The organism is Pseudomonas sp. K2I15 (assembly GCF_002204795.1).
GTDB lineage: Bacteria > Pseudomonadota > Gammaproteobacteria > Pseudomonadales > Pseudomonadaceae > Aquipseudomonas.
Genome location: NZ_NIXO01000013.1, coordinates 115,456 through 125,923, shown reverse-complemented (window position 1 = coordinate 125,923; position 10,468 = coordinate 115,456). Strand labels below are relative to the sequence as shown.

The 10,468-nt window shown below is 58.9% G+C and carries 9 protein-coding genes and 1 pseudogene; 4 read left to right on the top strand and 6 right to left on the bottom strand.

All coding sequences use genetic code 11. The features are described 5' to 3' along the window. Positions 1-346: 346 nt before the first annotated feature. Positions 347-709: pseudogene (locus tag CEC48_RS31825) on the top strand (alcohol dehydrogenase catalytic domain-containing protein); the annotation flags it as partial. A 1,067-nt stretch (positions 710-1,776) separates the two neighbouring features. On the opposite strand, the gene CEC48_RS11210 reads toward CEC48_RS31825, so the two are convergent. The 5 genes from CEC48_RS11210 to CEC48_RS11190 all read right to left on the bottom strand — a co-directional run bounded on the left by CEC48_RS11210 (position 1,777) and on the right by CEC48_RS11190 (position 6,555). Continuing rightward, positions 1,777-2,478, bottom strand: coding sequence for a VIT family protein (locus tag CEC48_RS11210; protein WP_088423793.1), 702 nt, complete (start codon positions 2,476-2,478; stop codon positions 1,777-1,779). Positions 2,479-2,496: 18 nt separating this feature from the next. After that, on the bottom strand, positions 2,497-3,480 hold the full coding sequence (locus CEC48_RS11205) for an FAD:protein FMN transferase (protein WP_088423792.1): 984 nt from the start codon (positions 3,478-3,480) through the stop codon (positions 2,497-2,499). Then, positions 3,470-5,650, bottom strand: coding sequence for a PepSY domain-containing protein (locus CEC48_RS11200; protein ID WP_088423791.1), 2,181 nt, complete (start codon positions 5,648-5,650; stop codon positions 3,470-3,472). Before CEC48_RS11200 ends, CEC48_RS11205 begins: the two co-directional genes overlap by 11 nt. A gap of 25 nt (positions 5,651-5,675) precedes the next feature. Beyond that, a complete protein-coding gene (locus CEC48_RS11195; protein ID WP_088423790.1) occupies positions 5,676-6,146 on the bottom strand; it encodes a DUF2271 domain-containing protein in 471 nt (156 codons plus the stop codon). A gap of 85 nt (positions 6,147-6,231) precedes the next feature. Further along, positions 6,232-6,555: a PepSY domain-containing protein gene (locus CEC48_RS11190; protein WP_053256076.1), complete on the bottom strand. Its 324-nt coding sequence runs from the start codon at positions 6,553-6,555 to the stop codon at positions 6,232-6,234. Positions 6,556-6,686: 131 nt separating this feature from the next. Here CEC48_RS11190 and CEC48_RS11185 point away from each other — a divergent pair, with 131 nt between their 5' ends. The 3 genes from CEC48_RS11185 to CEC48_RS31545 all read left to right on the top strand — a co-directional run bounded on the left by CEC48_RS11185 (position 6,687) and on the right by CEC48_RS31545 (position 9,166). Then, the gene (locus CEC48_RS11185) at positions 6,687-7,346 is read left to right on the top strand and encodes a response regulator transcription factor (protein WP_088423789.1); all 660 of its coding nucleotides are present in this window, start codon (positions 6,687-6,689) and stop codon (positions 7,344-7,346) included. Continuing rightward, positions 7,343-8,677, top strand: a complete 1,335-nt coding sequence (locus tag CEC48_RS11180; RefSeq protein ID WP_088423788.1) for a HAMP domain-containing sensor histidine kinase — start codon at positions 7,343-7,345, stop codon at positions 8,675-8,677. Before CEC48_RS11185 ends, CEC48_RS11180 begins: the two co-directional genes overlap by 4 nt. 150 nt (positions 8,678-8,827) lie before the next feature. Further along, complete coding sequence (locus CEC48_RS31545) at positions 8,828-9,166, top strand: hypothetical protein (RefSeq protein WP_176438701.1); 339 nt, start codon at positions 8,828-8,830, stop codon at positions 9,164-9,166. Positions 9,167-9,247: 81 nt separating this feature from the next. Here CEC48_RS31545 and CEC48_RS11165 read toward each other — a convergent pair whose 3' ends face one another. After that, on the bottom strand, positions 9,248-10,363 hold the full coding sequence (locus CEC48_RS11165; RefSeq protein WP_237683100.1) for a D-alanyl-D-alanine carboxypeptidase family protein: 1,116 nt from the start codon (positions 10,361-10,363) through the stop codon (positions 9,248-9,250). Positions 10,364-10,468: the final 105 nt, after the last annotated feature.

The following is a 10,468-nucleotide window of genomic DNA, read 5'->3' as shown; positions in this document are numbered from 1 at the left end:
CAACATTTCCATGCTGATCACCCTGTGTTCTCCTGCTCGAAAAGTGAGCAGAAGCAGTTGAACACCTGGGTCAGTTTTCAGTCGGCAGAACAGCCTCTATTGGGTCAGTTTTCGGTCAGCGGCAACAGTGTGATAACGCTTAGCCAAACTTGAAGTGCGCGCATCTACGTAAAACCTGCAATTTATCGTCACATCAGCAGATGTGAATTTCGCATAGACACGCGATTTTCAGTCCAGTGTTGAGTGCCTATCGCGCAAAAAAACGTTTTTACATAGTCTCGGCCAGAAGCGGTCAGTTTTCAAAACCGAGAACTGATTTACCTACCGACCGTGCTCAGGTTCCTGCCCTGCGCCTGCTAGAGGGCAAGTATTGGTGCGCGTTCATGCATCAGGGGTCAACCCATTGGATATATAAAGATTTCAAATGGCGCGGCGGCGCATGCCAAGCAGCCATCGCCTGAGGTGCTTAGCCTGGATTTGGCTGGCATAGTTGTTGGGTTAGGCGATTCGGTTGCGGGCTTCGCGATTGGTGACGACGTGTTTGGTATGGCGGGCGGAATTGGCGGGGCTCAAGGCGCCAGGCTGAGTACATCGCGGTCGATGCCAGACTGATCGCGACCAAACCTAAATGCCTCACATGCGCGAGGCGGCCGCGTTGCCACTGGTGGTTATCACTGCGTGGGAAGGCTTGGTGAACCGTGGCAGGCTGCTTAATCCATTGGCCGTCACTCGAGCCTGAGTTGCGCACGACGACTAAGACTGCACGATGCCAGTTACACGACTAATCCAGCCACTATTGACCTCTGTCTCAAACAACGCAGGCTCCGCTTTCGATGGGCCTGCGCCTTAATTCACTCACGCTGTGGTGTTGATTCGCGTCCCGATCGACCCGGAGGTCGCTTTGGGCAGTTGCACTTCGCTCGGCCCGCTCGCGTCATGATCGCCGTCGCTGTCTACCCGCACGGGTGGGACTTTTGGGGCTGTCATAACGGTGACTTTCGGCAAAGTGACCTGGGTTGAAGCATTGACGGCTGACGTCATGTTGATCCCCTTCAAGAACAGTAGTGTGAGCTAATACTATCGGCGCCGTTCTTTAATAGTTAACGTAATTAAAGATTAATTGAAGTAATTGAGAGCGCTTTCTGTTGTTAAGATTCTTAAGGTTGCCAAGTAGTTTGACGGGGAGGTTATGTGAAAAAAGTGTGAGGTTAGAGTGAATTTAGTATTATTCTTTTGACCGTTCAGTGTCCGAATCACTAGTGCAAGGTCGCGCTTTGGTTAGCCGTGCTAGGCTTATCTCTTCGACCTGCACCCATTGGCTTCCCGGATTGTGATCGCATTGTTTAAACCCTATGCAGGTACCGTTACTATCCATGAGCGCGTAATTTCTAAAATGAGCTTGTCGTTTGAATAGGCATAAAATGGATCCCATGGTTGAGTGCCTCTTCAAAAGCGTGTATGTGTGACTCATAGTTTAGATCGATAAACGTGCAGCGTGACGACTTCTGTTGTCGACGAATGTTTATTTATAGTTTCTGTTAATCAGATTAAGTCTTGTTTTGGTGTGCATGATTAACACGAAGTGAAGACGTCAAAAAATGGAATAAGTAATGGGGCCAAGATGGCTTTTTTTAACCGTCCTGCTGGCATTGATTTGGGGGCTGTTCGTGGTTCGGGTGGCGCTCAAGCTTTTGGGCTGAGAAATGCCTTCAAAGCGCCACTTCGCAGCGCTGGAACTCCAACCCCCCCCGTCTTCGCGCCCAAAAAACGCGCAAACTAAACTACCGCCCCGAACAGCGCCCCCACGGCTGCCGTAATGCCCATGGCCAACGCACCCCAGAGGGTTACCCGCCAAGCGCCGATCCCTATTTTTGCCCCCCCGGCCCTGGCTGCAATGGCGCCAAGGCCGGCAAGAAATACCAGCGACATGCCGGATATCCACGGCACAACACTGTCGGGCGGGGCGATGAAAATGACCGCCAAGGGCAACGCTGCGCCGAGCACGAAACTGGCGGCTGAGGCGAGTGCGGCTTGCAGTGGTTTGGCTGTGAGTGCTTCGCTAATGCCTAGCTCGTCTCGGGCGTGTGCGCCCAGTGCATCGTGCGCCATTAATTGATCGGCCACCTGGTGGGCCAAGTCGGATGACACCCCTCGGTGCATGTAGATGTGGGCAAGCTCGCTGTGTTCGGCTTTCGGGTTGCTGGCTAGTTCGGCCCGTTCCCGCGACAAGTCAGCCTGTTCGGTATCGGCCTGGGAGTGCACGGAAACGTATTCACCCGCCGCCATGGACATGGCGCCCGCCACCAGCCCGGCCATACCGGTCACGATCAGCGTGGAGTGGGTGGCGTTGGCGGCAGCTACGCCAATCAACAGGCTGGCGGTGGAGACGATCCCATCATTGGCCCCCAGGACTGCGGCACGCAGCCAGCCGATGCGGTCATTGCGGTGGAGCTCGGTGTGCCTGTGCATGAATTTCATGGGTTAACGGAACTCAGGTTATTGACGAGATTGGATTCGGCAGGCCTCAGCCTGCGCTTGCAGTTTGCCGCCTACAATCGATATTTCTTTTAGCTGTTCGCCGTCGCGCACCACGAACAGTGCGTCCATCCCACGTTCTTGTGCCAGGCGTGGGCCTTCAACTTCGCCCAGCACCATCAGTGCCGTGGCCCAGGCATCGGCGAGCATGCACGAGCCCGCCACGACGGTGACCGCTGCGAGCGCGTTGCGCAGCGGCGCGCCGGTGACGGGGTTCATGGTGTGGGCGCAAGATTGCCCACTCATCCCCACCCAGTGGCGGTAGTCCCCAGACGTGGCGATGGCGGCGTCGACGAGTTCCATTACGCCCATGACTTCCCGCACGCCGCGGCAGGGTTTTTCAATTGCCACGACCCAGGGTTGGGCATCAGGTTTCATGCCCCGGGCACGCATTTCGCCGTCAATGCCGACCAGGTAGCGGGTGATGTTTGACGCTTCCAGGCAACGGGCCAGTTCATCGACGCCAAAGCCTTTTGCGATGCCGTTCAAATCCAGGTTCAGCGGCGCCCGTTTGCGCACCCGATTGCGTTGCGAGTCCACCACCAGCGCCGCGCTGGCGGAGAGTCGCGCGCGTGGCAGTGGCATCGTGAGTGCTTGCGCGGTGATCGTCTGTTCGCCGGGGCCGAAGCCCCAGGCTTGCACCAGATCGCCGACGGCAATGTCGAAGGCTCCGCCGGATTGCTGGCTGACCCGTAACGCAGCGGCCAGCACCGTGCTCAGTTCCTTGGGCACTGGCAGCCATTCCTGCTCGGCGGCTGCGTTGAGGCGGTTGAGGTCAGAGTCGGCTTTCCAGGTAGACATTTGCCGGTCCACCCGGCTCACAGCGTGGGCCAGGCGCTGGCCGATTTCGTCGGTGTCGATGCCGGCCGCCGCATAGAACACCGCGGTGTAGCGGGTGCCCATGGTCTCGCCGTTCAGGTTGTAGCGCTGCACATCAGTAGACATCTTCACGGTAGCGTCCTTGTGCCTTGAGGGTCAGTACGCTCAGGTTCAGCGGAGCCAATATTTCATCCAGCGCCTGCATCACGCCTTTGGCCATTTCACGACTGCCGCAGACCAGCACCTGGGCGCCTTTTTCCACCAGCCGGCGCAAGGACAGTGCATCACTGCGCAGCCGGTCCTGGACGTAGCCACCGTTCTGTACCTGGGAAAAAGCCGCGCGCAATGCGGTAAGTCGCTGGTCTGCCAGGTAGAGGTTAAGTTCAGGCTCGTACAGAAAGTCCGAGGTCGGGTTGCGCCCGCCCCAATACAAATGCATCGGGTGGCGGGCAGTGTTGTTGCGAATGAAGCCGGCCAGGGGGCCAATGCCGGTACCGGCACCGATCAGGATCACCGGGTGCGCCCCCGACGCTGGGCGAAATTGTGGGTTGGGCTGGATAAACGCTTCGATGGACCCGCCGAGTTCCAGGCTATGCAGCCATTGCGAGCACATGCCGCCTTCGTGTTTGCGTACGCAGATCTCCAACACGCCGTCTTCAGAACGGCTGGCCAGTGAGTAAAAACGCGGCACTGGGCTATTCGCCGGGATAATCCCTACCAGGTCCCCTGCCTGGAAGCCCGGTAGCTCGCTGTGCGCCTTGAAGCGCAGGACGTGGGTTGGCGCATTCACTTCTTCGCCATAAACGATGCGCTCGGCCAGCTCCAGTTGATAGGTGCGCGGGGGCTCCGGTGTATGGGCCAGGGCCAAGTCATGCCCCAGTGCTGTGGCCAGGGCGTGGCCCCAACGCGCAAATTCCTGGGAAGACTGGCGGTTGGCGGTTTCCATCCCCAGCAACGGTGAGGCACCGGCCAGTTCCAGCGCTGCCTGCACCTGATGGGCGTACTGACAGAATTGTGGAAACTGGCGGTCCCCAAACCCCAGTACTGCAAAGGGCAGGCCGGGTTTGACGCCCTTGTGGTTCAGCCGTGCCAGAAACTGCGCGGCCGACGCCGGTGCATCGCCATCACCGTGGGTCGCGGTGAGGATCAACAGTCTCTGGGCGTTGCGGTACTTGCCTTTCCATTCATTCATCGGCGCGCTGTGCACGTGGTGCCCAGCCTGATGCAAGGCCGCATGTAACGTGTTGGCAAACCCCCATGTGGTGTTGTTTTCAGTGCCTACCAGAATCACGCTGTCGGCCGAGTGAGCGGGGCTGTTGTGGCGAATGTTCGGACCGGCTTTGCGACGGCGCCACCAGAGCAGGATGCCGGTCACGCTCATCAATGGCACACAGAGGGCGCAGAGCCCGAGTGGCAAGCCCAGCCACCAGAGGCCTTCTGCGGTGTGTAGCTGATAGATCCATTGGTAGACGGTGTGCATTGAGTCGTGGGGTTGATAGGACAGCAGAGCCCCGCTGACCGGGTCCACGTAGCCAACACCCTGGGCAGTGCGCAATGAGAACACATCGTTTGGGTTGCCCGGGCTCGGGTAGACCAGTTCGCGCAGGTCATTCAGGTCGATGGCCTGCAAGGCCTGCAGGTTCGCCACAGGTAACGCCGCGCCGGCGCTGATTTGGGTGGGGAAGGCCGGTTCACTCTGGCTGCCATCGGCGATCAAGCCGAAGGTCGTGGCGGCCATGTACAGCCCGCTTACGGCCGACAGCAGCAGCCCGAGCAAAGCCAGGCGCCCGACTTCCGCATGCCAGCGTTGGCTGAAAGTGCCGCGCAGTGGCCGCAGCAGGTTGCGCCAGCCACCCAGGCGCCGGGCCAGCAGCAACGCGCCGGACACTGCCAGGATCAACATGAACAACGCACCGACGCCCGACACGCCATGGCCCGGTGTGCCCATGAACAGCGCGCGGTGCAAGTCTTTCACCCAGCGGGTGAAGGTGGACGGCGCGTAGGGCGCGAGGGCCTGGCCGGTCAGTGGGTCAACCGTTTCCGCCCCGGACTGGCCATCGCGGTTATAGTAGATGATGACCGTGCCGGAGGCGGTGCGCTGGATTTGCTCCACGCCTGGAAAGTGATGTGCGACGCCTTCCGCCAACTGGCCGACATTAAGCTGGCCGGCAGCGGTGGACGTGTTGTGCAGGCGTTCCAGCGCCGGATCAACCGACAATACCGCGCCACTGATGGCCAATATCATGACCAACAGGGCGGCGATCAGACCGGGCAGCGAATGAAACTGGCGAAGCATGTTCAGCCTCCTGAAGTGGTGGGTGCTACAGGTCGTAAGTAAACGCGTTGACGTAAGTGCTGCCGGTTGCCGGCTTGCCTGATCCTTGGGTGGTCAGGGGTACGCTGATGTCGGCTCGTCCTTCACGCTGGTTCTCCACGGCGCTGTCGATTCGGATCTGATACCCGGCATCAATCAAGGTGTCAGCCAATTCAACACTGACTTTGAGGGTGCGTCCGCTGCCCACACTGGCACCGCTGACCCCGTCGTACTCCCTGGGGTTCTGGCCGCTGCCGCGGGCCCAGTCAGTCAAATGCCGGTAGTACTTGGCCTTCTTGCCGGCGACCCACAGGGTTTTCTGGTACTGGCCGTTGGCATCGGTGACGTAAATCGCCAGGTACGCATCATTACCGTTGTAGTTCTTGAGCTGGGTCGTCAGGGTCACTTCACGGGCCTGGGCCAGCCCCGGCAAGGCAATGGCGCCGGCGAGGCAGGTTGCAGCGATGAATTTTTTCATGAGGATGTCCTGGTTGAGCGTTGTAGCGAGAGCCTGGACTTGCTGGCTGACAACAACCTGAAAGCCCGGGGAGAAATCCAAATGCTCATTCAGCACCCGGGCTGACGAGGTAGTCCCGGGCATCGCCGTCGTCGCCGAAATTGACGTGCAACGTGCGCAGACGCAGGGAGGCGGGTGCATAACGCGCCTCGATGGCGTTGCCCCTGCGGTCAGTGCCCCTGAGCGTGTAGCAACCGTCGTCGACCTTGATGCGCTGCACGCTCCAGCCGTATTGCTGCTCTACGCGTTGACGCAAGGTCTCTCGCGGTTGCCAATCGCTGACGGGCTCGCTGCAGTCGTCATCGGCCAGCACGCTACCGCTGAGCAACAGGCTCAACAGCGCGGTACGTGCAATAAATGCGGTTTTCATGATCTGTCTCCTGCCGGATAGTCCTCTGTGGCCTACCCTAAGGGGCATTCCTGACAACCAGCTGAATCTTCAGATTCCCCTCAGGTCTGGCGGTTAAGGTGCTGCACGACACTCATCAGGAGAGGTAGCAGATGCGGGTTTTATTGGTTGAGGATGCCCCTGGGCTGGGGGAGGCAGTGCGCGAGCAGATCGCCGACGACGGCCATGCGGTTGATTGGGTGCAGCGCCTGGGCCACGCGAGCAATAGCGTGCGCACCACGCCTTATGATTTGATCCTGCTGGACCTGATGTTGCCGGACGGTCGCGGGCTGGACTTTTTGCGCGAGCAGCGCTCAGCGGGCAACGTGACCCCGGTGATTATCCTCACCGCCCAGGACCAAATATCCGATCGCATTGCCGGCCTCAATGCCGGAGCCGACGATTACTTGGTTAAACCGTTCGACCTGTTTGAACTCTCGGCCCGGGTGGCAGCCGTGGCCCGACGTTACAGCGGCAACCCCAACCCTCAGATCAAGCTGGGTGAACTGCAGATCGACATGAACGCCCGCACGGTTCAGCGCGCCGGTACCACCGTGGACTTGACCGCACGGGAGTGGGCGCTGTTCGAGGCGTTTGTGCAGCGCCCCAACGCGTTACTGTCGAAGTCCCAACTCGAAGATCGCCTGTACGCTTTTGGCGCGGAGATCGAGAGCAACACCATTGAGGTTTATATCAGTCGCCTGCGTAAGAAACTGGGACGCGACCTGATTGAGACCGTTCGTGGCATGGGTTATCGGTTGACACCAATATGAAGTCGCCGATAAGCCTGCAAAAACGCCTCGGCCTGGGATTGACCCTGGGCATGACCTTGCTCTGGCTGGGAGCCACCGTCGGTGCCTGGCTGGTGGTGCAACATGAACTGAACGAGGCGTTCGACAGCGCCCTGGAAGAGACCGCGCAACGCATCCTGCCCTTGACCGTGCTGGAGATCAGTAACCGCGAAGCACCCCGCGAAGCACAGCACGTGGCCACCCTGAAAGTTCACAAGGAATACCTGACGTACCTGGTACGCGATGAGTTGGGCCGGATTTTGATGCAATCCCATGACGCCAACCCGAAGATCTTCAACAAACAACCGGGTGAAGGGTTTACCACCACGGACAAATACCGCCTGTATGGCGCGAGCGCGTTGCGCAAAACGCTGTTTATCGAGATCGCCGAACCGCTGGCGCATCGCCGTGAAGCGGCGCGGGAAGCCTTGTTTGCGTTGTTGCTGCCGTTGTTGGCGCTGATCCCTATCAGCCTGTTGGGCACCTGGTTATTTGTGCGCATCAGCTTGCGCAGCGTGTTGGCTTATCGCCGCGCCCTGGAAACCCGGGGGGCAGGGGATTTGTCAGCGATCAACGTGGCAGGGCTGCCGGCAGAAATCGACCCGTTGGCCGACGCGGTCAACCACTTGCTTGAGCGCTTGCGCAAAACGCTGGAGGCCGAGCGCAGCTTTACCGCAAACAGCGCCCATGAACTGCGCACGCCGCTGGCCGCGACGTTGGCGCAAATTCAGCGCTTGAGGCAAGAAGCACCAGAAGGCCCTTTACGCGTGCGCGCGGCGAAGATCGAAAACTCATTGCGCGACCTGGCGCGGCTCTCGGAAAAGCTCATGCAGCTGGCCAAGGCCGAGGGTGGTGGGCTGTTATCCGAGGCGCCCCAGGACCTGATCCCGTTATTGGCCCACGGGGTGGACGAGTGGAATCGCAGCAGTGGGCAACGAATTGAGTTGCGGCTACCCACCCAGCGCAGCGTTTACTCAGCGATAGACCCTGATGCGTTTGGCATCCTGCTGCGCAACCTGATCGAAAATGCGTTGAAGTACGGTGCCGTGGACCAGCCGGTCGAAGTCAGCCTCACGGACCAGGCGCTGCTGCAGGTGATCAACGGCGGCCCGGCCGTGCCCGAGGAGGTGTTGCAGCGCCTGACCGAACGCTTTGTGCGGGGTAGCAGCGAAGCCAGTGGTTCAGGGTTGGGCTTGGCGATTGCCAAAACGATTGTGCTGGGTGTCAACGCGACGATGGCCCTGGCTTCGCCGGCGACGGGGCGAGAAGAGGGGTTTGAAGTCCGCGTCCAGTTTTTGTGCCTGCCAGGGTAAATGCGGATTGAGCCCTTAGCGTTTGAAAAGCTGTACGCATTGAGCTTGCAAGGTGTCTAGAGAATCCGGGGCGATTCATACGTCGCTGATGCGTGTTGAACACGCATTGCGTGGAAGTCGTCAGACGACGGTATCAGGTTCTGTGGATGAGTGAGGATTGACGCCATCAAAGCAACCACAGCAAAGGGAGCTGTTGCCGATTCGTGCGCCTCAATAGCTTCGACAAACGCATCCGCCAAACACAAGCTCGGCATGTTCTCGATGACCTTGCTGGTGATCGGCGCAATGGTGGGGGGAGGGGCCTTTAACCTGCCACAAAACATGGCGCAACAGGCAGGGCTGGGCGCGGTACTCATTGCCTGGGGGGCTGGATTTGGCATTTTCTTTCTGGCCCGCACGTTCCGGGTGCTGTCTGACATCAAACCTCAGATTACCGCTGGCATTACAGTTTCTTTTCAGCCTGACTCAGTCCCTGTACAGGGTCATTGAGGGATGAATCGCCTTCGAAGAATTTTGATAGCGCGAGCTCTTTGCGTAGATCCTCGGAGTTCATGACCTTCTCCACACTATTCACGTTACCTGGGCTTCATCGAACCAGCTGCGAACCGTCTGGGTAAAAAATAAATGCACGGTATCCCACCAGCGTCGCCACCAATGACCTTGCTCCGCGTCCACAAGGACCACCAATGGGCGACTCCCCAGCTTATGCTCGGCGTCGAACAGGTCGAGTCTTCCGACGACCGTGCCTGCCGTGATAGGGGCTTCGATGGGGCCATCAAACGCCAGGCGCATCTCGACGTCACGATTTTTATTCTTGGGCAGCGTGAGGGTCATGTCTTCAAGCAAGCCCACATTCACGTAGGGTTGTATGCCTTTCCAGAGCGCCACCTGCGAGAGTACTTCGCCACCTTTCTTATAGGTTTGGGTGGCGTAGAAGCGAAAGCCGTAACCCATCAGTTTCTCTGTTTCTGCCGTACGCTTATGGGCGCTACTGGCGCCCAGAACTGCGCTGATCAAACGTTGCCCATCCCGCTGTGAGGAGGCGACCAAGCAGTAGCCCGCCGCCTCTGTGTGCCCGGTCTTCAAGCCGTCATAGGTGGAGTTACGCCATAAAAGCGCGTTGCGGTTGGATTGCTGAATGCCGTTCCAGGTGAAGGTTTTCTTGGCGTAAAGAGGGTAGTAGGTGGTCCCTTCGTTGATGACTTTTCGAGCCAGGGTCGCCATGTCACGTGCGGAAGAATAGTGCTCCGGGTCCGGTAGGCCGGTGGAGTTCATAAAGTGGGTGTTGAGCATTCCCAGTGTTGAAGCGGTTGAGTTCATCATCCCGACAAACCCGGCTTCGCTTCCAGCGATATGTTCGGCCAGCGCAACGCTCGCGTCATTGCCTGAGTCGATGATCACGCCGCTTAGCAAATCGTGAACCGAAGCAGAGCTGCCGGGCTTGAGAAACATCCGTGAGCCACCTGTACGCCAGGCATTTTCGCTCACGACGACCTCATCATTTGCGCTTATCAGGCCAGACTTAAGCTCATGCGTCGTGATATACGCAGTCATTAACTTGGTCAGGCTGGCCGGTGGTAGGCGTGCATCACTGTTGTGGCTGGTAATGACCCTGTTCGTTTTCGCGTCTATGAGTATCCAGGCTTCGGCTCCCAGCTTCGGCGCAGCGGGGATCATTGTACCCATGGTCGCGTTGGCAGCCAGAGCGGCATTCGCCCAAAGAAGCGGTGGTGTTACACAGAGCACGGTTAAGACACGCAGGAACAACAGATATCTCACAAGCAAAAGGCC